This is a genomic window from Streptomyces sp. NPDC051555, assembly GCF_044454405.1.
In the GTDB taxonomy this organism is placed as follows: domain Bacteria; phylum Actinomycetota; class Actinomycetes; order Streptomycetales; family Streptomycetaceae; genus Streptomyces.
Map to the genome: position 1 here is coordinate 655,312 of NZ_JBITDP010000001.1, position 24,837 is coordinate 680,148.

The window sequence follows — 24,837 nt, forward strand, 5'->3', positions numbered from 1 at the left end:
GGAGCGCGCATGCCACTGATCGGCCCCATCCTCGACGACCGCACCTTCGAGCAGCTCAGGGACGAGCTGGTCAAGCGGATCCCCGTCTACGCCCCCGAGTGGACCGACCACAACGCGGGCGATCCCGGCATCGCCCTGCTCGAACTCTTCGCACACCTCGGCGAGTCGCTGCTCTTCCGCTTCAACCAGATCCCCGACACCACCAAGGTCGCGTTCCTGCGGCTGCTGGGCGTCCGCCCCCGGCCCGCCCTGATCGCCCGCACCCTGTTGGTCCTCGACACCGAACGGCCCGCGGGCGTCCAGGTCCTGCGCGGCACCGAAGCCCGCGCGGGCGCCGTCCCCTTCGAGACCGACGGTGAGGTGGTGGCCTGGCCGCTGGAGGTCCTGGCGGTCGGGAAGACCGCCGCCCCGGCCCCGTCCGCCGACGACCCCGCGCGCGCGGCCACCGAGAAGCGGCGCCGGCAGAACGCGGTGGAGGCGCTGCCGCCGGCCGAGCGCGACCGGGCCTGCGCCGGCGCACCCGTGTCCTTCTACGTCACCACCGCCGTGCCCGGCGACCCCCTGGGCGGGGCCGCCCCACCGCTCGACGTGTCCGCCACCCTCGACCAGTGCCTGTGGATCGCGCTGCTGGCCAAGGACTCCGCCGACCCGCGCGAGTTGCGCGGCCGGAGCATCTTCCTGGGCGTCCTGCCCGACGAGGAACTGCCGCGCCCCTACGACCTGGTGCCCCACACCCCCGGGGACCCGACCCGGCTGCGCGCGTCGGACCTGCTCTCGGCGCCGCCAGGTTTCCTCTGGGAGTTGTGGAACGGCCCCGCCCGCCCGTCCGCCTTCACCCCGCTCGACGTCCTCGCGGACACCACCCGCGGACTGACCGCGCGCGGCGTGGTCTCCCTCGCTCTGCCATCCGCGTTCCCCACCCACGCCCGGGGCGCCCTGGGCAGCGCGGGCGCGGACAGCCCGCCCCCGCTCGACGACGAGAAGGCGGCCGCACGGGTCCTGTGCTGGCTCCGGGTGCGCCGTCCGGCCGGGGAGAACGACGCCATCCACCGCATCCGCTGGGTCGGGATCAATGCGGTGGGCGCCCTACAGGCCCGTACCGCCACGCCCGAACTCCTCGGCACCGGCACGGCCGACGCGGGCCAGGCCTTCCGCCTCACCCAGCGCCCCGTGGTCGCGGGCAGCATCTGCCTGGAGGTGGAGGAGGCCGACGGCTGGCTGCCCTGGACCGAAGTCGAGTCCTTCGCCACCAGCGGCCCCCTCGACCGGCACTACACGCTGGACGCCGAAGCGGGCGTGGTCCGCTTCGGTACGCGCGGCCGACTCCCCCGGATCGGCGAGCGGATCCGGGTGCTCTCCTACCGGTACGGCGGCGGCTCCGCAGGGAACGTGGCGGCCGGGGCGATCGGCTCCTTCACCGGGGTCGCCGGGGTGAAGGTCACCAACCCGCTCCCCGCGACCGGGGGAGCCGATCCCGCGTCCCTCGCCGATGCCCTGGACGCCCTGCCCGCCGAGGTGCACCGCCGCGACCGGGCCGTCACCGCCGAGGACTTCCGGGCGCTGGCCCTCGAAGTGCCCGGGATCCGGCGCGCCGAAGCACTGCCGCTGCTGCACCCCGACACACCGACCCAGCCCGCGGCGGGCGTGATCAGCGTGCTCGTCTTCCCGACGGAGGACCTGCGCGACCCGGGCGCGCCCCTGCCCGACCTCGCACTGCTGCGCCAGGTCGCGGCGTACCTCGATCCGCGCCGACTGGTCACCACCGAGCTGTACGTCATCCCGCCCACGTACGTGGACATCGCGGTCTCCGTCGGCATCCGGACCCGAGAGGGTTACCAGAGCGACGCGGTGCGCCGCTGGGTGGAGCTGATCCTGCGCCAGTACCTCGCCCCGCTCCCGCCGTACGGGCCGGAGGGCGGCGGCTGGCCGCTGGGCCGGGCGGTGCGGCGTGCGGAACTGGAGGCCGTGGCCGTCCAGGTGGAGGGCCTCGAATACATCGAGGACGAACTGCTGCTGGCCCGCCGTGCCACACCGTCCGCGACGACGGGTGCGGGTGCGGGGACGGGAACGCAATCGCAGGCAGGGGCGGCCGGCCCGGTGTGGACGCCGATGCCGCTCGTCCCCCTACGGCCGTGGGAGGTCCCCCGGCTCTCCGCGATCACCGTGGTCACCGGCACCCCGCTGCCCGTCGGCGCCGGCTACGGCACCCCGCCGCCCTCCCCGGGCGACCCCGTCGTCGTCCCCCTGCCCCCGGAGGTGTGCTGATGTACGCGGACCGGACGCTCGGCCTGCTCGCCGACGCGGATCAATGGGCGCGCTGCGCCCACGAATCGACGGCGCTCCTGGACGAGGGCGGGGTCTGCCTCGCCTGGGAGCCCGAGCCGGAACGAGGCCCCCCACCGGCCGGGCACGGGCCCGCCGGGCTGGCCTTCGACCGCTGGGGCCGCGCCTACCGGTCGCACCCGAGGACCGGCCGGGTCGAAGTCCTGCCCGCCGCGTGCACCGGGTCCGCCGCCGGCGCTCCGCACCAGCCGCCCGGCACCCTGCGCGTACCGCGCGGACTCGCCGTCGACACGGCACAACGCCTCTACATCGCCGAATCCGGCGCGGGCGCCGTCCAGGTGGTCGACCTCTGGGCCGAACGGCCGCTGCGCCGCGTCCCGGTCCGCGACGCCGCCCGACCGCACCGGCGGCCGCTCGACCTCACCGCCCACTGCGGCGCCGTCGTCGCCCTGCTCACCCGGCCGGCCGGCCTCGTCGTCCTGCGCGGGCGCCGTGACCCGCGGCCCGGGCCCGTGCTGCGCCCACCGGCAGGGGCCGCGGGCCTGCGGCCCACCCGGATCGCCGACCACGCCGGGCAGGTGCACGTCCTGTGGACCGGACCGGGCGGCGGCCGCGCCGTGGTCGCCCGGGCGGACGGCTCCCGACCGCTCGTCGTGCCCGATGCCGGTGACCTCGACTTCACCGCCGAGGGCACCCTGGTGGTGGCCCGCGGCCCGGGCCGGCCGCTGCGCCTCTTCCGCCCCGACGGAGCCTCCTGGGCCGAGATCGAACCCCTGCGCGCCCGCGGTTACGACGGCGGAGCCGTGACCGTGGCCCCCGACGGCCGGATCGCCTTCACCACCGCCGACGGCACCGCCCGTACGGCGGGACCCGCCGCCCGCTACACCCCCGCGGGCCGGGTGGTCTGCTACCGGCTGGACGCCGCCGAGTACCGCACCCGCTGGGGGCGGGTGTTCCTCGACGCGTGCATCCCGCCCGGCACCGACGTCCGGATCAGCTGCCTCACCAGCGACGAGGACACCGTCCCCGACCCGCTGCCCCGGACGCCTCCGGTCCGGGGCGGGCGGGTCGTGCGCCACCCCGAGCTCACCCCGCCGCTGCCCTCCGCGGACCAGGTCGCCGCCCATCTCCCCGACCCCGCGCCGCTCTTCCGCCGCCCGACCGGGCGCGAATGGCCCTGGGCACAGATCGCCCCCGACGACGGGTACGACACGTACGAGGCCCCCGTGACGGCCCCGCCCGGCCGGTACCTGTGGATCGTGCTCCAGCTGACCGGAACCCTCCGGCTCACCCCGCGCGTGCGGGGGCTACGGGTGGAGCGGCCCGGCCACCGGCTGCCCGGCCGGCTCCCACGGGCCTGGAGCCGGGACGAGGGCGACGCGGACTTCCTCCAGCGGTTCCTCGCCCCCGCCGAAGGGCTCCTGCACGAGCTGGACGGTCGGGCCGCCGAACGCACCCTGCTGCTCGACCCGGACGCCACCCCGCAAGAGGCCCTCGGCTGGTTGGCCGGGCTGTTGGGCCTCGCCCTCGACCGGCGCTGGCCCGTCGCCGCCCGGCGCGCGTTGGTCGCCCAGGCCTACGACCTCTTCCGCATCCGGGGCACCGTGGCCTGCCTCGAACGGATCCTGCGCCTCTTCCTCCCGCTGCCCATCAGCGTCGTGGAGAGCTGGCGGCTGCGCGGACTCGGCGGGGCCGTGCTCGGCGCCGGACCCGGCGGGCCCCCAGCCCCCGCGGTCGGCGGCGCCGCGAGCACCTCGGGTGCGCTGGGCCGCTTCACCGTCGGCGGCACCCGACCCGGCGAAGACGGATACACGGCGACCGCACACCGGTTCAGCGTGCTGATCCCCGCCGACCTCGGCGCGGAACAGCTGGAGGTGGTCCGGGCCGTCGTCGAGGCCCACAAGCCCGCGCACACCCTGGTCGACATCTGCCCGCTGGGCGCGGGGATGCGGATCGGCCGTACGCTCCACCTCGGACTGACCTCCGTCGTGGGCCCCGGAGCCGCCTGGGGGCCCGCCGTCGTCGGCAGCGTCCGGATCGGCGACGACGGCATCGTCGGCGTACCCGCCGTCGGCGCGCGCGTCGGCGAAACCTCCATCGCCGGGGCGGTGAGGGTCGGATGAGCCCCACCCCCGCCACCCCGCCCACCCCCGCCACTCCGTCCGGGCCGGGCGTCACCGCCGACTCCCGCACCCCCGAGCATGCGGGCCGTCGGGGCACGGCGGTGTCCGAGGCACCGGGGGACGCCGCGCGTCCCGTCCTCGTCGTCGACCGGCTCTCGGTCATCCTGCGACCGGCCGCCGACACGGGGGCGGCCGATCCCGGACGGCTGCGCGGCCCCCTGAGGCACGCCCTCGGGGGCGGCCTGGAAGCGGCCCTGCGGGCCCTGGACCTGCCGCCCGGCCGCTGGTGCCTGCCCCGCCTCGACCTGACCGTTCCCCTCGACCTGGCCCGCCCCGACCCCGCGCTCGCCCGGTCCTGGTCCGAGGCGGTCGCGGCCGCGATCGAAGAGACCGTCCGGGAGGGCCGCCCGGGCACCTTCGTCCACTACCGGCACGACGGGGAAGCGCTGGTCGACGCGATCGCCGGGCTCGCGACCGGCCGCACCGCCCGGCTGTGGGCCTGGCGACAGACCGGCATCCTGCGCGCCGGGGACCCGGATCCGCTGGCCTCGCCCGGCCCCGCGATCCTGGCCGCCCTGGACCGGCACCCCCGACAGACCCCCGCCGCCCTGCTGCGCGCCGCCGAGCGGGCCGGGCTCGCCGCACTGGACCGGTCCCTGGGTCGAGCCGGCTGGCAGCTGCTGGCCGCGCGGCTCACCCCGGACGCCGCCTGGACCGCGCCCGCCGCCGGGGTAAGGGTGACCCCCACCGGAGCGCCGGACCGGGCGGCCCGCGCCCGCACGGCCACGCTCGCGACCGCCCTGGTCGCCGCCTCGCCGCTGGCGGAGCTGATCAGGTCCTCCCGGCTGCGCCCCACCGCGTCGGTACGGGCCGCGTGGGCCGTGCTGGTCGTCGCGGACACCGCCCCGGCCCTGCTCCTGCGCCCCCCGCCGGCCGGCCTGGCGAGGGAGCTCGCCGAGCGGTTGTGCGGCCCGGCCGGTGCGCCCGCGGAGCACGGCGCGGACCTCGCGCCGCCGGACCCGGGCGTCCGCCCCGCGCCGGAGCCCGTCCCGTCGCCCGCCGCAGCCCCGGTCCCCGCCCCCACCGGGCCCGCCGCCGCGCCGGCCGGTGCCGTGCGGGGCGCCGGGGTCCCCGCGCCCGTGGCCGCCGCGCGGCCGCCCGTCGCCCCGGCCGATCCCGTCGCGCCCCGGGTCCCGGTCCCGCCCGGAGCCGACGGCTCCCGCGCGAGGGGGACCGTACCGCCCCGGTCCGGGACGCCCGCGCGGCCGCCCTGTCCCGCTGCGGGCGTGGACACCGGCTGGACCGGCCTGCTCTTCCTCTTCGCCACGGCCGCCGAGACCGGACTCCCCGACCGGGTCCTGGACGAACCCGACCTCGCGGCCCGCCCGTTGTCCTGGGTGCTCCACCGCGTCGCGCGGCTCCTGCTGCCCGACGCCGCGGCCGAGGACGCGGCGCTGCTCGCCCTGGCCGGGCTCGGACCCGACCGCGCCGCCACCGTCACGGCCGCCGCCCCCGCGACCCCGGCCGAGCGGGCCCGGATCGCCGAACTCGCCGCGGACTGGGCCCGCGTCACCGCCGCACGCCTGCACGGCGAGCGGACCGGCGGAACTCCCCTTGAGGAGGTGGCGGCGGTCGCGGCAATGGCCCGCCGCGACGGACGGATCACCGCCGAGCCCGGCTGGATCGAGGCGACGCTGTCCGTCGCCACCACCGATCCCGCGGTCCGCCGCGCCGGACTGGACCTCGATCCGGGCTGGCTCGGCTGGCTCGGCGCGGTCGTGAGGTACCGCTATGTCTGACCGCACCAGCCGCGACCTGTCGGCGCGCGCGGCCACCGTCGCCGTCCGGCTGGCCGACCTCTTGGACCGTACGTGCAGCACCGAGGCGGGCGGTGCGCCCTCGGCGTTCCTCCGGGCCTGGGCCGAGGGCGCCGCGAGCCGGGCGGTGATCGGCGACCCGGCCGTCCCGCTGTTCGCCACCCCCTTCGGGCGCCTGGTGGACCGGTTCGGACTGAGCCCGCTGGAGTGCGAACTCGTCCTGCTCGCCGGGCTCCCCGAGGAACACGAGGGCCTGGCCCGGACGCTGCGCGCCATGCATCCCGGCGGCGCCCCGCACCCCAGCGTCGGCCTCGCCTGCCTGCTCACCGACCGCCCGGGCGACGACGGCGGGGGCGGGGTCCCGGCCCGGGGGGTGCTGCGCAGGCTGTTCCACGAAGGCGCAGCCGTGCGCGGCGGCGTCCTCGTGCTCACCGGCGAGGGCCCCTTCCACGAACGCTCCCTCACCCTCGCCGACCAGGTGTGGGAGGCGCTGCACGGGCATCCCGCCTGGCCCGCCGCGCTCGCCCCGGTCGACCCCGGCCCAGCGGTCGCCGGTCTGGAGGCCTGGCTCGAACGCCCCGAGACCGCCCGGGCCGTGGCCGCGCTGTGCTCCGCCGAACCCCGCGTCCTGCTGGTGCCGGACCGGGACGAGACCATCGCGCTGAGCCGGTGCGCGGCGCTCGCCCGGGCGGCCGGGCTCGGACTGACCGCCGCCCGTGCCCGCCCCGACGACCCCGTGGCCATGGGGCTGTTGGGGTTGCACGCGGCGGTGCGCGGCGCGGTGCCCCTGCTGATCGCACCGCCGCCGTCCAGCGGCTGCGGTCCGGTGGTCCCCGCCCTGGACCGGTTGCCGGGCCCGCTCCTCGTCTGCGCCGCACCCGGGACGGTCCGACCCGGCCCGCAGTGGCCCGTACTCACCGTGCCCGTCGGCCCGATCGGTGCCCGGGACCGGCGGGCGGCGTGGCGCGCCGCCCTGCCCGATGCCCCCGAGCGGGCCCCCGAGCTGGCCGCGCGGCACCCCCTGGACCCCGCGCTCACGGCGCAGGTGGCGCTCGACGTCCACAGCCGGGCCGCGCTCGGGGTGCGGGACGAGGGCGTCGAGCAGGACGTCCGCGGTGCCATCCGGGCCCGGGCCGCCGCGCTGCTGCCTCCGGGCACCGAGCTGCTCACCCCGCGCGCCGGCTGGTCCCGGCTGGTGCTCGCGGGGGAGTCCGGCCGGCAGCTCCGCGACGCCGTGGCGCGCCTGCGCGACCAGGCCCTCGTCCTGGACGACTGGCGGTTGCGGGAAGCGGCCCGGGCGGCCCGGGGGGTGCGGCTGCTGCTCACCGGGCCCTCCGGGACCGGGAAGTCACTGGCCGCCGAGGTCCTGGCGGCGGAGGCGGGGCGCGACCTGTTGGTCGTCGACGGGTCCGAGCTGGTCTCCAAGTACATCGGCGAGACCGAGAAGAACCTCGCCGCGTGCTTCGATGTCGCCGAGCGCACCCAGGCGGTCTTCCTCCTCGACGAGGCCGACGCCCTCTGCGCCACCAGGACGGAGGTCTCCGGGTCCAACGACCGCTTCGCGAACATGGAGACGGCCTACCTGCTCCAGCGGCTGGACCGGTTCGACGGCCTCGCGGTGCTGACCACCAACCTGCGGCAGAACATCGACGCCGCCTTCACCCGGCGGATGGACTTCGTCGTGGACTTCCCGTTCCCCGAGGCGGAAGGACGCCGTCGGCTGTGGGAGATCCACCTGCCGCCGGGCCTCCTGCACCCCGAGGTCGACCTCGCCGCGCTCGCACGACGCTGTCCGGTACCGGGCGGATGGATCCGCAACGCCGCCATCGGCGGCGCCTTCCGCGCCGCGGACCAGGGCAGAGCGATCCACCAGGACCACCTCCTCGACGCGATGCGGCGCGAGTACGCGAAGGCCGGCCGGCCCTTCCCCGGGGGCGGCCCCGACCCGGGCGGCACGCCCGTGGACCGCCGGGCCGCGACCGCCCTGGCCGCCGCCGAACCGACCGTGCCCGTCGAGGAGTCCGATCGGCGCAGGCCCCCGCAGGAACCCCCTCAGGAGGAGAGATCATGACGGCGCTCGGCACCGGCAGCACCAGCCCGTGCGGCTGCGGCGGCGCGTCCGCCCCGGACCTGCCCACCGACGACCCCCGCGGCACGGCCTGCGACCCCGGCCCCTGTGCCGGGGACGAGGTCGGGGCGAACCCGTTCCTCGCGCTGCGCGTGGCCTTCGGGATGTTGCTGGGAGAGGACGACTTCCGCGTCCTGATGGGGAATCCGCGCGGCAAACAGATGCTGCACAACGCCTGGCTGCACGGACCCGGCGTGGTGTGGGGCCTCGGCGTGCGGCGCGAGGGCGGGGAACTGCGCGTGGTGCCCGGACTCGCCGTGGACGGGCTCGGGCGCGAGCTGAGCCTGGAGACGTCCTGGTGCGTCTCCCTCACGGAATGGGCCGCGGCCTGGGCCGCACGCCACCCGGATCCCGGTCACGCACCACCCGACCCGGTGCCGGGCGTGCCCGCGCAGCCCCCGCCCTGCCCTCCCGCGGCGAGGACCGTCGAGGCGTGGGTCCTCGCCGAGTTCGCGACCTGCCCGGACCGGCCGGTGCCCGCACTCGCCGACCCCTGCGACGTGACGCGGCGCCACGACGACTTCTCCCGGATCGTCGAGACGGCGCGGATCACGATCCGCTCGAAGGCGCCGGCCCCCTGGCGCCCGTACCACCGGGTACGGGTCCTGCTCGGGCTGGACGAGGTCCTGCCGGGCGACCGGGCGGGCGAGGAGGCCCGGCGCGCCGCGGCCGAGGTGGCGCGGGTGCCCGAGGCGCGCCGCGCCCCGGCCCTGCTCGAAGCCTTCCGGCGGCTCGCCGCGCTGGACGCCACCGCGCAGGCACCGGAGCGGGCGGAGGGCGACGCGTGCGTGCCCGGGGCCCCGGTGACGGAGGACCACGCCGCGGTGGTGCTGGCCCGCCTCACGGTGGAGGTCACGCAGTACGAGGAGTGCGTCCGGATCGGCGCCGTCACCCTGGACGCGGGGGTCCGTACCGCGATCCTGCCGACCACCACGGTCCAGGAACTGCTGTGCGCCCTGGCCCCCGGCCTGATCGGGGCCCCCGCCGCGCCGGACGCCGGCGGTCCGCGGCTGGTCCCGGACTCCCTCACCTGGTCGCGGGAGCACACCGTGCTGAGCTTCGACGTCACGGCCCCGCTCACCCCGGGGTCGGCCGAACCCGAAGGGGTGGAGATCAGCTCGCTGTCGGACGCGGGGCGGGGCTGGGCCGACGACGAGGTCGCGGGGATCCGGATCTCCACCGACGGCCACCGGGTGAAGGTCGACCTCGACCAACGGCCCGCCTACGAGACCGTCCGCATCCGGGTCCGCGGCACCGGTTCCAAACCGCTCTACGGGAAGGACCCGGCCGTGCCGTTCGCCGGAGTGGTCGGGGGGCCGCCGGGCACCGCCGACGAAGGGAACGACGCCATCATCACCGTACGTCTGCCGCGCGTGTCGGCGACGGGGAGGAGCGAGGAATGACCGTCACCGAGGGCACGCCCCCGTCCCCCGTCACGCCCCCGCCCGCCCCGCCGGTGGGACCGGTCGCCGCCGGCCCGAGCTCCCCGGCGTCCGACGGCACCCCCGCGACGGCGGGCGGCGGCATCGACCGGCTGACCGCCTTCGACGGCCTGTTCCTGCGCGCCGAACACCTGAACCGGATCCAGGACTACGCCCGCGAACTGGCCCTGGCCGTCGGCGAGGCGGGCGGTCCCGGCGTCGCCGAGGGGTACGAGGTCAGCGTCAAGGACGCCACCTTGCGCGTCGGCGGTGGGCTCGCGGTCGCCCCCGACGGCCGCCCGCTGCGCTCCCAGCGCCTGATCACCCTCCCGCTCGGCGGCCTCACCCCCGGACCCCACGCCTTCTGGTACGTCGAGGCCGTCCCCGCCTCCTGGGCCTACGGCGACGCCCCGGTCCAGGGCAGCTACTGCGACGACCCCTGCTCGGGCGCGGGCACCACGCGCAGCCCCTACGGCGCCGAGGGCGTGCGCATCCGGCTCACCGAGGCCACCGAGCCCGGACTGGACAACCGGCCCGCGGAACACCGGCGCAACTGGCTCGCCTCCCGCCTCTTCGCCACGGAGCGCACCGAACGCTCCGCCTGGCCCTACGGACCGGGCGCCGTCGACCTGCCGCAGAGCTGGACACCGCCCACGGTCACGGGCAAGGCGAAGGGCGTCAGGCTCGCCGTGCTCAGCCGCGCCCCGGGCACGACCGCCGCCTGGGAGGTCGACACCTGGACCGCCCGCCGCGAGCGCGGCGCGCCCCCGCCGTACCGGTACTGGCAGGCGCGGACGGGGATGCGGCCCTGGGACGTGTTCATGGCCCAGATCCTCCAGTTCCAGTGCCAGCTGGCGGAGTTGACGGCCGCCAGGGCGGCGCCCCGGACGGATCTCCAGCCGCTGCTGGAACAACTGGCCCGGCTGGGCCGGCAGACCTTCCTGCAGAGCCACACCAAGGAGCAGCTGGGGCGGGAGTTGGGCCTGCTCGTCGAGGGCATCGACGCGGGGCGGCTGTGGGGCCCCGGAGCGGTCGACGTGCCGGAGCCGGAGACCCTGGAGCGGCTCGGGATCACCGAACTGCCGCCCGCGGGCTATCTGCCGCTGGCCCCCGAGGGCGACGGCGGGAGCGATTCGCCCTCTCCGACCTCTCCATCCTCGCCGTCCTCCCCGACCTTCCTGTCCGCGGCCGCGCTCGGTCGGATCGAGAGCTTCCTGGGGCCGCAGGTGGAGGTGCGGTACTGCTGGTGCGGCACGGCCGATGTCGCCCAGGCGGTGCAGGAGGCCCAGCACCGCGACCGGATCCCGCTGGACCGCCCCGCCGCCGTCGACGTCCTGGTCCCGGCTGACGAACAGGGCCGTCCCCTCACCAACTGGGTCGCCTTCGTCAGGCGTCAGCAGCGCTTCTGCTACAGCCCGGGGGAGGTGACCGGCGCGGCGGCCGGGACCCACTCGACCGAATGACCTGTAGCAGTCGGTGACTGATCCGTGACGCAGTGCACATAGTATCCATGGCGGGCTTTCTAGCAGGGGGACCGCCTATGAATACGCCGAGCACGTTGCATACGACGAGTACGTTGACCACGCAGTTCCGCGAGTCGGTGGCCCGGGTACCGGGGCAAGGGGACACACCGACCCTCCACCTCATCGGTGGTCCGCGCGTGGTGCACCGGGGAAGACGGCTGGACGTTCCGGAGGGGAGCAAGCGGCTGCTGGCCTTCGTGGCGCTCAACGGGGGCCGGGTCGAGCGTCGGCACGCAGCGGGCACGCTGTGGCCGTCCGGCGACGACCTGAGGGCGGCGGGCAACCTCCGCTCGGCCCTGTGGCGGCTCAAGGCCGCCGGGATCGACCTGCTCGACTCCGACAAGTGCTCGCTCGCGATGCGCGAGCACACCGTGGTCGACCTCTACGTCCTCTACGGCTGGGCGGGACGGCTCATCGGGGGTACCGCCACCGGCGAGGACCTGTCCGCGCTCAAGTGGCGTACGGACGCCCTCGATCTACTGCCCGGCTGGTACGACGACTGGGTGCTGCTGGAGCGGGAGCGGGTCCGTCAACGCCTGCTGCATGCGCTGGAGGCATTGAGCCGGCAGCTGGGTCGGGCCGGGCGCCATGCGGAGGCGGTCGAATCCGCGCTCGTCGCGGTGGGCGCGGAGCCCTTGCGGGAGAGCGCCCAGCGGGCCCTGATCGAGGCCCACTTGGCGGAGGGCAATCTGATCGAGGCGATGCGGACGTACGACGCCTACCGCGAACTGACGCGGCGGGAGCTGGGGGTGGATCCGGGCCGCGAACTGTCCGAGCTGATAGCGAGGTTCTGCCGCACCGCCACCCCGCGGCTGCGGGCCAGGCAGGCGGCCGGCCACAACTGACCCGCGGCACCGCCGTGCCCACCCTCCCGCGCAGAGCGATCCACGGCGCGGGAGGGCGGGTGGAAGGGGTAGTTGACGGTCCGGTCCGTCGGGACCACCCCTTGGTGTGGTCGAAATCCGGGCCGGTGGCAGGATGGGCCCGTGACCTGTGATGATCCCGCCGCCCTGCTCTCCCTCGGCCAGGGCCGTGCCCGCGAACTGACCGACTCCACCCGATCCGGGGAGGGGTACGAGGTCTTCACCCAGGCCGAGGCCGTCTTCGGGCCGGTGGAGGTGGTACGGGCCGAATTCGCCTCCCGGCTGCACTTCGCCGCCAAGGTGCTCGGGCGGGACGCGTACGCCGACCAGGTGGCCGCCGCCGAACCGGGCCTGCCCTGGCGGACGGTGTGGGCCTGGTGGCGACCGGTCGGCGCGCACCGCGCCGAGCCCAACCTGAGCGGGGACCGGTCGGCCACGGTCTTCGATCCGGTGGATTTCGATCCGGCGCAGGGAACCGCCGACCGGGGACCCCTGTTGGCGGTCTGGTCGCTGTGGACCGCGCAGCGCTGGTTCGACCTGGAGACCGGAGCGCCTCGCCCGGCACCCGCCCCGGGGGAGTTCGCGGAGCGCGACGAAGAGGCGCAGGACGACGGGCCGTTCCTCTTCGACACGGACGAGGACGCGTGGGCCCTGCACTGCCCGGGCACCTGGGAGGAGCCGGTCGCGCTGGGCGGGGGCCGCTTCCTGATCGTCGAGGCGCGGGGCATCGCGGTCGTGGAGCGCAACGAGGCCGTGGTCGAGGCGGGTTGGCCGACCGGAGGCGCCGATCACGGCTCGTGGGAGGAGGCCACCGCGACGCCGTGGTTCGTCGCCCCCTCCCCGTCGGGCGCACCCCTGGACGCGGCCCGCGTGGACGCCGTCTTCGGTGACCTGGTGATCCCGCTCCCCGAGCAGCGGTTGCCCGCGGCGCTGGCGCACCGGCCCACCCGGGACCTCCTGACGGCCGTGGGGCTGCCCCGGCACTGGGCGGCCGGGGTGAGCGGCTTCGCGCTCGCCTTCGGCGAGCAGGAGCCCTGGGCGCCGGCCACGGACGCCGAGGGGCTGCTCCACCTGGGCACCTTCGAGTTCGGTTACGCCGACGAGGGAAAGGTCCTCCTCCACCCGGAGACGGGCGCAGTCTCCCTGACGCGGGGGGACCCGGACGACGACGCGCCCCCCGCCCCGTTCCCCTTCGCCCGCGACACGGAGACCTTCCTGCGCCTGCTGGAGGCCGTGCGCCGCTTCATGGGCGCGTGCTGGGACCCGTATCCGGCGGAGGACGGGCAGCGGGACTTCCGCGCCGAGGTGTCCGCCCACGCACCGGACGCCCTCGACGAGGCGACCCCCGGCGGGGACGCCTGGGGTCACCTCTTCGCGTCCATCACCGAGCTGGGCGTGGACGGCTACTGATCACTCGTACTCGGTGCCGCCCTTGCGCGTCAGGTAGGCGGGGCTGACCGCCTTGGCGATGGCCCGGCCGCCCACCACCGGGCTGTACCGCTCGGTGACCGGCCGGATCACCACGCCCTCCCGCAGGTGGAGGGCGCTCCCCGAGACGGTCTCCCGGCCCGTGGCCAGCTCCAGCACGGCGTCGGGGTCGTACGGCCCCTCGTGCAGCCGCGGCACCAGCGGCAGCTCGCCGTCGAGGAGCACGGCGGCGGGGTCCAGCCACCGCACCTGTCCGTCGATCTCCGCCGAGACGTCGAAGACGGCCAAGCCGAGCAGCTCGCTGCGCCCGTCCGCCCCGTACGTCAGGTCCTGCACCCCCGACCCGAAGACCTCGCCGAAGATGCCGACCCTGGTCGCGCCCAGCCGCTCGGCGAGCCGGGCCGCGACGGCGGGCACGTCGTGGGAGCGGACGGCCCGCCAGTACAGGTTGCGCGGATCCTCCACCAGGGCCAGACCCCTGGCACCGTAGCCCTTCGAGGAGACGTGGGTCCGGCCGCCCTCGACGACGTAGGTGGTCAGGCAGGCGGTGCCGTGCAGCTTCTCGGTGAGCACGACCGGCTCACCGGGGGTGAAGACGTCCGGGTAGCGCTGCAGGTTCTCGATGTCGACCCACGGCAGCAGGTCCGGCGCGGCCTCGACGGCGCCGTTCATCCTGGCCGGTACGGGCGGCGACCACTTGGTGATGCCCAACAGCTCCGCGAAATCCGTCCCGTCGCCGGCCGCACGGACCAGGTCCACGTCCGCCAGCACCGCCGGTCGGCACACGATGCCTTGGGAGAGCTCGCCGCGCAGCCTGACCGCCTTGACCCGGTCCGCCCCACTGCCCGACAGCCGTCCGGTCAGCCCGAGCTCGTCGATCAGCCCGGCCGGGAGGACCGCCTGCTCCGGGATGTACACCGCGAATTCGCCGGTCCGGTAGGCGCCCTTCGCGACGACGGCGCGGTACAGGCCCACCTGGGCCAGTTCGAGGGCGTCGGCGTTCGGATGGGTGTGGACGGTCAGTGGTTCGGCGGTGACGCGCAGCGTCGACATGTCAGCTCTCCTCGGATGCGGTTCTCCTCGCAGGTCACTCTCGGCGACCGGAATTTCCGTGGGCCAGTGGATATCGGTCTGCTAGCCTCGCCGGCCGCACAGACCCCCCTCACCCCGCCGTACACCGGCCGCGAGCTTGCGGACCGATCGGGTCCAACCGGCAGAATCCGGCACCGGCGTTATCAGGGCGCAACCAGAGAGAGGCTCACACCGGGCGGCACAGCGGCCCGACAGGCGCATACTGGTGACAATGACAAAGTCAGCCGGAACCCGGCGCCACCTGCCAGCAAGCCCGTTCAAGGCCGCGACCGCTCCGCCACTCAGGGTGTTTGCCGTCGGCGACCGGGTCACACACGATCAGCACGGCCTGGGCCGTGTCATCGCGATCGAGGACGGAATCGCGGTTCTCGTCGATTTCGGCTCGTCGCGCATGCGGATCCTGAGCCCGTACACCAAGATGACCACTCTTTGAGACGGTGAGGGTCGGGCGGAGGCGTGGCGATCAACCACGTCTCCGTCCGCTCCCACCCGATCCAGGCATCTCCGAACCACGAAAGGCGGCGCGCCCCCATCGACGCATCACCGCTGTTCTCCGCGCCGGAATCGGCACGGACCCACGTCACCACGCCCGCATCGCGGCTCCCGGCGACGACGAACCCCTTCAGGGCCCCCGATTTCGGCCCCGAAGACCCCTTCTCGGACACGGATCACGGTGGCGGGGAGCTGAGCGACCCCTTCACCCCGTAGGCACGGCCGCCCTACGCACGACGCTGATCGGGGACGACGTCCTCGCGCAGCGGCACGTCGATGACCGCCCACAGCCGGTGACCGTCCGGATCCGCCTCGGATCCGCAGCCGCGCAGGCCGGGAAGGTCGGCGACCCCTCCCAGCGTGCCCGGGTGCGCCTCCGCGCGGACACCGGCGAGGTGGCTGAGCACGGCGATGCAGGCCTGCCCCTGCGTTGCCGCGAGGTGCAGGCTGATCCGTCGCCCGCCGTCTTGGACGGCGGCCGCGACCAATGCCGAGACCACCGCCCCCACCTGGTCGGGGTCGGGTAGGTAGCGCCAGGCGGTGAGCCGGTCGACGACGAGCCGCCGGACCCGGGTCGCGGCCCAGGGTCGCGCCTCCAGGGCCCAGTTCGCCGCGCGCTGGTTCACGACGGTGAAGGCGCGCTCCGGGCGGGGCGACTCGACCGGTCTCCGCGGCGGCGGGGGCGTGCGCGGCGGATAGTCGGGCCGCCGCTCGGCCGTGTGTTCCGTACGGTCCGTGGGCACTGGCAGTGTCACGGTGACCCTCCCCTGTGAGGCGTGGGCCGGCCGGGCCGCCCGGCGCACATGCTAGGCCGCGGCCCCCCGCACCGCGGCCCGCCGGCGCGGACGTCACCCGTGCGGGTGGCACAGGTGGCCGTGCGGAGGTGCTTGCCGAGTGCGCGGGTGACCTTGCACAGTGGGCGCCATGACTCCGGCCGATCTCTTCCAAGCCTTCGCCCGTACCCGCGCCTCGCTCGACGGAGCCGAGGTGACCTTCTGGTGGTCCGGCAACGTGTTCGGCTGGTCCCCCGACCAGCCCTACCAGCGCCTGTTCGGCTTCGAGGGGGTGAACGTGGCCCGCCTCGTCACCACGGACACCGGTTACGAACTGCTGACGCGCGAGGCCGCCTTCTACCTGGACCCCGACACCCGGGAGATCCTGGAGACGTGGGAGAAGAAGCCGGTCGTCCACGTCTGGAACGATCCGGCGAACCAGCGGTGGCGGCCGTTCCCCGTCCCGCTGACCCGGCTGGGCGACCAGGTCTGCTTCAGCCTGGAGATCCCGCTCGCCTATCCGTCCCCGCTGCCGGTCGAGCAGTTCCCGGACCATTCGGCGGACGACACCTACCGGGCGCTCGAACTCTTCCAGTTCTTCGCCCCGGAATCCGTCTTCGAGACCGACGCGCCGAGCGTGCCGGCGACGATGTCGTGGACCCGGCAGTCGCCCTGGCTGCCCTGGATGGAGCAGGGGCAGCGTCCCGGTGGGCTCACCTTCCACTGCCGCGGCCGCAAGCTCGGCTCCTACGCCGAGGTGCCCGAGCGCACGAGCGCGTACATCGCCGCGCACCACCCGGAGTTCGCGCACGCCCCGGACGCGTGGAGCGAGCCGAACGAGACCAGCTGGACCTACTTCCGGCGGCTCAGAGACCGGGGCGAGCTGTGATCCTCACGGTGCCGACCGCCCTGCACGGCTACCCCGGGGTGGCGTTCGGGGGGTACGTGGCGGGCGTCCTGGCCGGGCGGGCGGCCGCGAAGACCGTACGGGTGGACTTCCGGCGGCCGACGCCCACCGGCACCCCGCTCGGCCTCGCCGAGACCGCGGACGGCGGGAGCGAGCTGACGAACGGGGTCCTGGTGCTGGCCGTGGCCACGCCCGTCGAGACGGACGCGGAGGCCCCGCCGGCGCCCACCTGGGACCAGGCCCGGGCCGCGGCCGAGGCCTACCGCGCGGCGCCGCCCGAGGACGTGGCCGACTGCTTCGGCTGCGGACTGGGCCGGACACCGGACACGGGGCTACGGCTGCACTGCGGGCGGGTGCCGGGCCGCGAGCTGGTGGCCGCCGCCTGGACCCCCGGGGCGGGGCTCCTCGACGCGGACGGCGCCCTGCCGCCCGAGCTGGTGTGGGCCGCGCTGGACTGCCCGGGGAACGCGGCCGGGCGGCTCCTGGGCACCCAGCGGGCCGGGGCGGTGACGGCCTCGCTCACGGCGCGGCTGCTGGGCCCGGTGCCGGCCGCCGCGGGGCTCGTCTCCTACGCCTGGCTGCTCGGCGAGTCCGGCCGCAAGCACCGGGTGGGCACGGCGCTGGCCACGGCCGACGGTGAGGTCATGGCCGTGGGCGAGGCACTGTGGGTGGACCCGCGCAGCTAGGGCGGGTCCGGGTCAGTCCTTGATCGAGGTGATCTTCTTGGTCGCCAGGTCGGCCTGGACGTGGATCTCGGTCGTGGAGCCGCCCCACGTCAGGGTGACCGTGGCGCTGGTCTTGCCCGTTCCGCTGCCGGTGGAGGTGACCTTCCACTGCGACGGCACGTTCTGCGCGCGCAGCACGCCGTTCGCGTGGTTGGTCTCCTCCCACTTCTTCAACTCGGCCTGGAGGGGCTTGGCGAGGTAGAAGGAGCGCAGCTGGTCGGCCGTCCTGCCGTCGCCGTCGTACACCGCGTCGATGTAGGCGCCGTAGAAGTCGGCGATCCGCGTGAACGCCGCCTCGGGGCTCCCGGACACGGACGGCAGGGCCGCGGCCGCGGCCGGGGCGGCCTTCGGGGCGGACCCGTCGGCGGACGCGGAGGCGGTGGTGACGAAGGCGAAGGAGAGGGCCGCGGTGGCGGCGGTGGCCGCGAAGACGATGGCGGCGGTGCGCGTGGTCGGGCGCTGGAGCATGGGCCGTACCTTTCCCCGTTGCGAGTGCGGGCAGTGTGGTCACTGTCACTGCACCCCACGACGCGGTCATCGCGCCGAACGGTTCTCAGGTCACCCGAAATGGCCAAAAACCGGCTGCTCTGTCCGGGAATCCGCTACTGGCGCCACCGGCACGCGTGTGCCGCTCCGGGGGCCCGTAGGGAACCGGAGCGGCAGCGCCCCCACGCTCAATGGGGACCGGGCCGTGGCCACGGGTCAGCCAGTCTTGCGGCGGACCTTCTTGTTCTTCCCCGCGCCACCCGTGCTGGTGCCGGAGATCTTGGCGCGGCTCTGGTGCGCCTGCTGGGACTGCGCGTTGCGCTCGTTGCGATCCAGGGCCTCCCGGAACTTGCGCTTGGCCTCGGCGGCGGGGGAGGTGTCCTCCGGGGTCTCCGGAGTCTCCGGGGTGTCCGAGGTGTCTGCCATGTGTCCTCCTGGGTTGATCTGAAACCGATTCAGTCTGTCAGCCAGTGCGCTTGCTGACCAGCGCGTTTCCCGAAGGGCGGCGCTCCTCAGTCTGGCACAGGACACCCCGTCCCCGACGCCGCCGTCACTTGACGAGCTTGCCCTCCGGGGTGACGGTGAACCATGTGCCGCCCACGCCCTGACCTGCGGTGTCACCGGGGTTCTGGTCGCCCGTGAACCAGTACAGGGGCCAGCAGTCGATCGCCAGCTGCTTCGCGCCGTCCGACCGGGTGTAGGTGCTGAGCAGCTTGGGGTCGACGCCCTCGATCGCCTTCGCGTCGACCGGCTGGGCGGGCTTCCACTTCTCCGCGCAGGCGCCCTCGCAGTTGGACTTCATCGGCCACGCGGTGTCCTTGGTGAAGCGGTAGAGCGTACGGCCCTTGGCGTCCCGGAGGATCTTGCCGAGCGTCTTGTCGTCCGCGGCGGAGAGGGCGGGCAGCGCCGCCGGGGCGGCCTGCTCCGGCGCCGCGGCGCCCGCCTTCTTGCCCTCCGGGGTGACGGCGAACCACGTGCCGCCCACGCCCTGCCCGTTGGTCTGGCCGGGGGCCGTGTCCTTCGCGAAGCGGTACACGGGCCAGCCCGCGATCGTGATCTGCTCCGATCCGTCCTGCCGCTTGAGGGACCCCAGGGCGGCGGCGGGGACGGCGCCCGCCGCGACGCCCTGGGCCGGGGCCGGGGGCCAGGTCTTCGCGCAGTCACCGGAGCAGGCGGAGGTCGAGGCGGGCTTCGCCGTGTCCTTGTCGAAGCGGTAGAGGGTGAATCCGGCGGAGTCCGTCACGACCTGCCCGAGCTTGGGGTCGGTACGCACCACCAGCGCGCCGGAGGCGGCGCCGGCGGGAGCCGCCGCGCCGTCGCCCTTCGCGTACGGGTCGGCGGCTCCCGACCCGGCCGCCGCGGGGACCTGGGCGCCGACGGCGGCGGCGTCCGTCTTTCCGCTCGCCTGCGTTCCGCAGGCCGTCGCGCCGAGGAGCAGCGCGGTGGCAGCTCCGGCGAGGGTGAGCTTGCGCAGGTTCGTCATGACAACTCCCGTAATCCGGTGGTTCGTTTGAAACTGTCGGCACCGCAGACACGCGACCCCCCACGGGCCGGTTCAATCTCGTGCGGAGATTTCTGCGGCGCCGGCCGCCGTGGATCCGCCGGGCACGCGCGAAGGCGCCGGTCGGGGGAGGGGAGTCCCCCGACCGGCGCCTTCGCGTCGGGCGCGTGCCCGGTGCGCATGCCTCGCGCACGCCGCCGCTCAGGCCGGCAGTGGCACGGACACGAACGACCTGCCCGCCTCGTTCTGCACCACGACCTCCTTCACGTCGGCGGGGTCGACGGCCGCGGATCCGTCCAGGGCGGCGCCCTTGCCCGCGCCGTTCTCCTGGCCGCCCACCACCCAACTGCCCGCCGTGGTGCGCGTACCGTCCCGGGCGACCACCACCAGCAGGCACCGCTCGCCCGCGGGCAGCCCGGTCACCGCCGCGTGCACCCGCACCCACCGCGCGGCGGGCGTCACCTGTACGGTCATCCGCGCGCCGCTGCGCGCGTCGGTGGCCGACGCCACCTTGGTGCCCAGCGGTGGCGGCGAGGGCGTCGCCGTCGCCGTCGGGGGTGGCGGCGGGGGACCGTCGGCCACGTCCCGGGCGTCTCCCGCACCGACCTGCGCACCGGCCCAGAACACCGCCGCCAGCGCCGCGGCAACGGCCAGACCCGCGACGACGGTCCGGCGCCGGGCCTGCCCGGACCGCTCGCCCCGCATCTGCCGCAGCGTCCGCTGGAGCAGCAGGTCGCCGCCGTCCGGGGGTCCTTCCAAGAACGCTTCCTCGGGCACTTCCCCGAGCGCCGCCTCCATCTCGCGCAACGCGGCCACCTCCTCGCGGCACCGCACGCAGCCGCTCACGTGCTCTTCGACGCGGCGGAGCTCGGCCCCGTCGAGGACGCCGAGCACGTACGGGCCGAGCAGTTCCTCCTCGTGCAATTCCCGGTTCACGCCACCACCTCCTGCAGTCCGGGCTGCTGCGGCGGCCTGCCCGGTCGGTTGCCTCGTCTGCCCCGATTGTTCCTGCCTTCCCCGCCGGTGCCCGCGCCGCCGTCCCGGAACGCCTCGCGCAGTGCCTTGAGGGCGTAGTGCGAGCGGGACTTGACGGTGCCCGCCGGGATGCCGAGGACGTCCGCGGCTTCCGTCACGCTGAGCTGGCGGTAGTACAACTCCGTCAGGACGTCCCGGTGTTCGGGGGTCAGTCGGTCCAGGGCGCCCAGGACGGTCATGGAGTCGACGACGGAGTCGGAGTGGTCCGGCTCCACCGGCGGGGTGGCCGCGGATCCGGAGACCTCCTGCGGTCGGGCCGCCTTGGCCCGGTAGCGGTCGGTGATGATGTTGCGGGCCACGGTGAGCAGCCAACCGCGCACCGAGCCCTTTCCGTTGACCAGGATCTCGGCGTGCCGCCACGCGCGGATGACCGTCTCCTGGACGACGTCCTCGGCGGCGGCCCGGTCCCCGGTCAGTCGGGTCGCGTAGGCGAGCAGGGCGTGGCCGTGCTCCTCGTACACCGACCTGATCAGTGCCTCGTCGGTCGAGCCCCGCCGACTGCGGGGCCACAGTGGTCCGGCCATCTCACACCCTCTCCGTCTTCCTCGCGTGCGTGGTGCGGTCCGTACACGCCGCACGGCGGGCCCCGGTTCATGTGTCCTGCGTCACACCTTGGGGTGCGGGGGGTGCTCAGCAGCGGCGGCTGCTGTTGAGGCAGGCCACCACCTGCGCCATCGCGGCGTCGGTCATCACGTCGACGAACATCGCGTGGTCCGTCCTGGGGCTGTGCCGCTGCTCGGGGAAGGAGTCGAGGGCGATCGCCGCGCCCGGGGGCACGTCGTAGGCGAGGGAGATCCGCAGTCGCGGCACCGGGAAGGTGCCCTGCGGGCAGATCCCGCCCGCGCCGGGGAACGACAGGTGCGAGCGGTGGTCGAAGGAGGCCGTGTCCAGGCCGTTCCAACAGCTGGGGAAGACCAGGGTGCGGGTGAGGCGCTGGCCCGCCGGACAGCGGGGGTAGCGGGTGGTGGACCGGTCGGGCGAGCCCGAACAGCCCCAGCGGGCCCGCACGTCGGCCTCGTCGTCCGCCGTCGCGGCCACCGGGTCGCCGGTCATGGCGCGCAGGAAGCGGGGCATCGGCACCACCTGGCTCACCGGGTTGCCGGAGAACTCCACGGACACGCTCGCCTCCGGCAGGATCGCGCCCGCGTTGCCGTGGCCCGCCGCCGCCTCCCGCGGCTGCGTGGCGGGCCGGTCCGGGAGGCGCAGGACCGGCCAGTAGTACGTGGAGCGATCGCCGCCGCGACAACTGGTGGCGGCCGCGGCCAGGGTGTCGTCCGTGGACATCGCGTCCGTGGACAGGTTGCCGACGTACGCGTGCGTGTGGTGCGCGCCCGCGCGCAGGCCGGGGGAGACGACGAGGTTGTCCTCGTTGTAGTGGCCCTCCTCGTCGCGGCCGCAGTCCACCCGCACCGTCCCGGCGGAGCCGCCCGGTCGGGTCGGCGGGGGATCGGCGGGCCCGGGCGGTACGTCGCGGAGGTCCACGAAGTCGCCGGACGCCGGGCCGGAGTGCGCCGTACCGGAGTGCGCCGTGCCGGTGGTGGCGGCGGTGGCGTGATCGGGTCGCGCCGCGTCCGCCGCCCGCGAAGCCCCCAGGACGGCGGCCGTGAGCCCGCCGCCGAGCAGCAGGCAGATCAGCAGCGCGAACAGTCGGCGTTCGTTCCCCATGGGGTCACGGTCGCCGCTCGCCGGCGGCCCGGTCAACCGCGTCTCACGGGCGGGGCGCCGGACCCCCGTGCGGGGGTCGTGAGGGCAGTGGCAGGGGGTGAGCAAGGGTTTTCCCCGTATCGAGTTCATCCCGGCGTTGCCTACTGTCTGCCCACCGGCGGTCTCGTCCGGGTCGAACGTCCGCCCCGCCAACCCCACTTGGCGCGGCGCTCCGCGACCCGGCGCTTCCCCGGTACCGCCGGTACCCCTCCTCGTCGACGCGGGCGGGGTCACGACGAGCGGTGGTGGCCGGGGCGTGCGGAGGAGCCCTCTCCGGCCGCCGCCGTGCTCGCGGCGGGCCCGCCCCACACACCCCTCCCCGTTCCGCCGTCTTCTCGCGCACCGCGCATCCCGTACTTCCGTCCCCTCCCGCACACCGCCGTGCGGGGACCGTGCCTCCTCCCCGATGCCCACCCCCCCCACGCAACCTCCCACACAGCACCACACCGGCCGTCCCCGGTCTGCCGGGGACGGCCCGCGAAAGGGAACACCGTGCACGCATCCAGACGTCGACTCATATCGGTGGTGGCCATGTCGGTCACCCTGCTCGCCGGCAGCGCCACCACCTCGATGGCCCTCGGCCGCCCGGCCGCGGCCCCGGCCGCCCCGGCTCCCGTGGCCCCGGCCACCCAGGTCCTGCCGGTCGCTCCGGTCGAGAACCTGATCGTCGGTTACAAGTCCTCGGCCACCGAGGCGAGTTCCAACACGGCCGCTGCCGACGACGCCGTCGCCAAGGGCCACAAGAGCGGCAAGAAGACGAAGTTCGAGCGCCGCCTCGGCACCGGCGCCGCGCTGGTCAACCTCGGCGGAGCCGTGGCCCCGTCCGAGGCGGCCGCGGTGATCGCCCAGTTCCGCGCCGACCCGGACGTCGCCTACGTCGAGCCGGACTCCCGCGCCTACGCCATGGCGACCCCGGACGACACCGAGTACGCCAAGCAGTGGGACCTCTTCGAGCCCACCGCGGGCATGAACGTCCCCGGCGCCTGGGCCAAGGCGACCGGCACCGGAGTCACCGTCGCCGTCATCGACACCGGCTACGTCGCCCACTCCGACGTGGCCGCGAACATCGTCCCCGGCTACGACTTCATCTCCAGCTCCAGCGCGGCCCGCGACGGCAACGGCCGCGACAACAACCCGGCCGACCAGGGCGACTGGAGCGCCGCCGGCGAGTGCGCCGCCGACGCCAAGGCCAGCGACTCCTCCTGGCACGGCACCCACGTGGCGGGCACGATCGCCGCGGCCACCAACAACGGCAAGGGCATCGCGGGCATCGCCTACGGCGCCAAGATCCAGCCGGTGCGGGTGCTCGGCAAGTGCGGCGGCGCCACCTCGGACATCGTCGACGCCATCACCTGGGCCTCCGGCGGTTCCGTCCCCGGCATCCCGGCCAACACCACCCCCGCCAAGGTCATCAACATGAGCCTCGGCGGCTCCGGCGCCTGCGGCACCAGCTACCAGAACGCCATCAACGCCGCCGTCGGGCGCGGCACGACCGTCGTCGTCGCCGCGGGCAACAGCAACGCGGACGCCAGCGGCTTCTCGCCCGCCAGCTGCAACAACGTGATCTCCGTGGCCGCCACCAACCGGACCGGCGACCGCTCCTTCTACTCCAACTACGGCCCGGCCGTCGACGTCGCCGCCCCGGGCGGCGAGACCCGCCGCGCCACCGACACCCCCGGCACCGTCACCACCCCCGAGAACGGCATCCTCTCCACGCTGAACGCGGGCACCACCACCCCCGGCGCCGAGATCTACAAGCCCTACCAGGGCACCAGCATGGCCGCCCCGCACGTCGCCGGGCTCGCCGCGCTCCTCGTCTCGGCCAAGTCCTCCCTCACCCCGGCCCAGGTCGAGTCGGCCATCAAGACCAGTGCGCGCCCGCTGGCCGGCACGTGCACCGGGGGCTGCGGAACGGGTCTCGCCGACGCGGCCGCGGCCGTGACCGCCGTGACCTCCACGCCTCCGGCCCCGGCCTACGAGAACACCACCGACGTCGCCATCCCGGACAACGGCGGCGCCGTCACCTCCGCCATCACGGTCTCCGGCCGCAGTGGCAACGCCCCGGCCACCCTCAAGGTGTCCGTCGACATCAAGCACACCTACCGCGGTGACCTCGTCATCGACCTCGTCGGCCCCGGCGGCGCCGTGGTCAAGCGCCTGCAGAACTCCTCCGGGGACAGTAGCGCCAACGTCCTCACCACCTACACCGTCGACGCCTCGGCGCTCCCGGCCAACGGCACCTGGCAGCTGAAGGTCCAGGACGTCGCCGCGGCCGACACCGGCTACATCGATTCCTGGAGCCTCGGCTTCTGAACCGGTGCGGGCGAGGTACGCACGATCGGCCGCGCGTCACCGGTCCGGACTGACCACCCGGGCCTGACGGGCCGATAGTACGGACCAAGCCGGCCCCCGGACCTGCTGATACGGCTCGTATCGGCAGGTCCGGCGGGTATTCCTGTCACCTGACTGATTTCTGCGTCACAATCCGGGTCCGTCCGGCGGCGGACCTCGTATTGTCGCGCTCACAGGAGCAGCA

20 protein-coding genes are annotated in these 24,837 nt (G+C 75.1%); 12 read left to right on the forward strand and 8 right to left on the reverse strand.

The window, feature by feature from the left end:
- The first annotated feature begins 9 nt into the window (after positions 1 to 9).
- From ACIBEA_RS02775 to ACIBEA_RS02810, 8 genes are all read left to right on the forward strand, one after another.
- Positions 10 to 2,265 carry a putative baseplate assembly protein gene (locus ACIBEA_RS02775; RefSeq protein WP_399257175.1) on the forward strand — a complete coding sequence of 752 codons (2,256 nt, stop codon included), beginning with the start codon at positions 10 to 12 and terminating at the stop codon, positions 2,263 to 2,265.
- Positions 2,265 to 4,406 (forward strand): phage tail protein, encoded by a 2,142-nt coding sequence (locus ACIBEA_RS02780; protein ID WP_399257176.1) that lies wholly within the window; start codon positions 2,265 to 2,267, stop codon positions 4,404 to 4,406. The genes ACIBEA_RS02775 and ACIBEA_RS02780 overlap by 1 nt, the downstream gene beginning before the upstream one ends.
- Positions 4,403 to 6,205: a hypothetical protein gene (locus ACIBEA_RS02785; RefSeq protein ID WP_399257178.1), complete on the forward strand. Its 1,803-nt coding sequence runs from the start codon at positions 4,403 to 4,405 to the stop codon at positions 6,203 to 6,205. The genes ACIBEA_RS02780 and ACIBEA_RS02785 overlap by 4 nt, the downstream gene beginning before the upstream one ends.
- Positions 6,198 to 8,294, forward strand: a complete 2,097-nt coding sequence (locus ACIBEA_RS02790; protein WP_399257180.1) for an ATP-binding protein — start codon at positions 6,198 to 6,200, stop codon at positions 8,292 to 8,294. The genes ACIBEA_RS02785 and ACIBEA_RS02790 overlap by 8 nt, the downstream gene beginning before the upstream one ends.
- The gene (locus ACIBEA_RS02795; RefSeq protein ID WP_399257183.1) at positions 8,291 to 9,754 is read left to right on the forward strand and encodes a hypothetical protein; all 1,464 of its coding nucleotides are present in this window, start codon (positions 8,291 to 8,293) and stop codon (positions 9,752 to 9,754) included. Before ACIBEA_RS02790 ends, ACIBEA_RS02795 begins: the two co-directional genes overlap by 4 nt.
- Positions 9,751 to 11,235, forward strand: coding sequence for a hypothetical protein (locus tag ACIBEA_RS02800; protein WP_399257185.1), 1,485 nt, complete (start codon positions 9,751 to 9,753; stop codon positions 11,233 to 11,235). Before ACIBEA_RS02795 ends, ACIBEA_RS02800 begins: the two co-directional genes overlap by 4 nt.
- Before the next feature lie 113 nt (positions 11,236 to 11,348).
- The gene (locus ACIBEA_RS02805; RefSeq protein WP_399257187.1) at positions 11,349 to 12,140 is read left to right on the forward strand and encodes a BTAD domain-containing putative transcriptional regulator; all 792 of its coding nucleotides are present in this window, start codon (positions 11,349 to 11,351) and stop codon (positions 12,138 to 12,140) included.
- Between the two features lie 141 nt (positions 12,141 to 12,281).
- Positions 12,282 to 13,568, forward strand: coding sequence for an SUKH-4 family immunity protein (locus tag ACIBEA_RS02810; RefSeq protein WP_399257189.1), 1,287 nt, complete (start codon positions 12,282 to 12,284; stop codon positions 13,566 to 13,568).
- On the opposite strand, the gene ACIBEA_RS02815 is transcribed toward ACIBEA_RS02810, so the two are convergent.
- Positions 13,569 to 14,639, reverse strand: a complete 1,071-nt coding sequence (locus ACIBEA_RS02815) for an RNA ligase (ATP) (RefSeq protein ID WP_399257190.1) — start codon at positions 14,637 to 14,639, stop codon at positions 13,569 to 13,571. It abuts the gene before it with no gap.
- A gap of 250 nt (positions 14,640 to 14,889) precedes the next feature.
- Here ACIBEA_RS02815 and ACIBEA_RS02820 point away from each other — a divergent pair, with 250 nt between their 5' ends.
- Positions 14,890 to 15,111, forward strand: a complete 222-nt coding sequence (locus tag ACIBEA_RS02820; protein WP_385772531.1) for a hypothetical protein — start codon at positions 14,890 to 14,892, stop codon at positions 15,109 to 15,111.
- Positions 15,112 to 15,397: 286 nt separating this feature from the next.
- On the opposite strand, the gene ACIBEA_RS02825 is transcribed toward ACIBEA_RS02820, so the two are convergent.
- Positions 15,398 to 15,925: a hypothetical protein gene (locus ACIBEA_RS02825; RefSeq protein WP_399257194.1), complete on the reverse strand. Its 528-nt coding sequence runs from the start codon at positions 15,923 to 15,925 to the stop codon at positions 15,398 to 15,400.
- Positions 15,926 to 16,094: 169 nt separating this feature from the next.
- Between ACIBEA_RS02825 and ACIBEA_RS02830 the strand changes: the two genes are divergently transcribed.
- A complete protein-coding gene (locus tag ACIBEA_RS02830; protein WP_399257196.1) occupies positions 16,095 to 16,832 on the forward strand; it encodes a DUF1838 family protein in 738 nt (245 codons plus the stop codon).
- On the forward strand, positions 16,829 to 17,536 hold the full coding sequence (locus ACIBEA_RS02835; RefSeq protein WP_399257199.1) for a hypothetical protein: 708 nt from the start codon (positions 16,829 to 16,831) through the stop codon (positions 17,534 to 17,536). Before ACIBEA_RS02830 ends, ACIBEA_RS02835 begins: the two co-directional genes overlap by 4 nt.
- Positions 17,537 to 17,548: 12 nt before the next feature.
- Here the strand turns inward: ACIBEA_RS02835 and ACIBEA_RS02840 are convergent, their stop codons facing one another.
- The 6 genes from ACIBEA_RS02840 to ACIBEA_RS02865 all read right to left on the reverse strand — a co-directional run bounded on the left by ACIBEA_RS02840 (position 17,549) and on the right by ACIBEA_RS02865 (position 22,262).
- Positions 17,549 to 18,043 (reverse strand): hypothetical protein, encoded by a 495-nt coding sequence (locus tag ACIBEA_RS02840; protein ID WP_399257202.1) that lies wholly within the window; start codon positions 18,041 to 18,043, stop codon positions 17,549 to 17,551.
- A gap of 234 nt (positions 18,044 to 18,277) precedes the next feature.
- The gene (locus tag ACIBEA_RS02845) at positions 18,278 to 18,487 is read right to left on the reverse strand and encodes a DUF5302 domain-containing protein (RefSeq protein WP_399257205.1); all 210 of its coding nucleotides are present in this window, start codon (positions 18,485 to 18,487) and stop codon (positions 18,278 to 18,280) included.
- A 124-nt stretch (positions 18,488 to 18,611) separates the two neighbouring features.
- Positions 18,612 to 19,544, reverse strand: a complete 933-nt coding sequence (locus ACIBEA_RS02850; protein ID WP_399257206.1) for an SCO0930 family lipoprotein — start codon at positions 19,542 to 19,544, stop codon at positions 18,612 to 18,614.
- Between the two features lie 219 nt (positions 19,545 to 19,763).
- A complete protein-coding gene (locus ACIBEA_RS02855; RefSeq protein WP_399257208.1) occupies positions 19,764 to 20,498 on the reverse strand; it encodes an anti-sigma factor family protein in 735 nt (244 codons plus the stop codon).
- Positions 20,495 to 21,121, reverse strand: a complete 627-nt coding sequence (locus tag ACIBEA_RS02860) for a sigma-70 family RNA polymerase sigma factor (protein ID WP_399257210.1) — start codon at positions 21,119 to 21,121, stop codon at positions 20,495 to 20,497. The genes ACIBEA_RS02855 and ACIBEA_RS02860 overlap by 4 nt, the downstream gene beginning before the upstream one ends.
- Before the next feature lie 106 nt (positions 21,122 to 21,227).
- Positions 21,228 to 22,262: a DUF1996 domain-containing protein gene (locus ACIBEA_RS02865; RefSeq protein ID WP_399257212.1), complete on the reverse strand. Its 1,035-nt coding sequence runs from the start codon at positions 22,260 to 22,262 to the stop codon at positions 21,228 to 21,230.
- Positions 22,263 to 22,832: 570 nt separating this feature from the next.
- Between ACIBEA_RS02865 and ACIBEA_RS02870 the strand changes: the two genes are divergently transcribed.
- On the forward strand, positions 22,833 to 24,614 hold the full coding sequence (locus ACIBEA_RS02870; RefSeq protein ID WP_399257911.1) for a S8 family serine peptidase: 1,782 nt from the start codon (positions 22,833 to 22,835) through the stop codon (positions 24,612 to 24,614).
- Positions 24,615 to 24,837 lie beyond the last annotated feature (223 nt).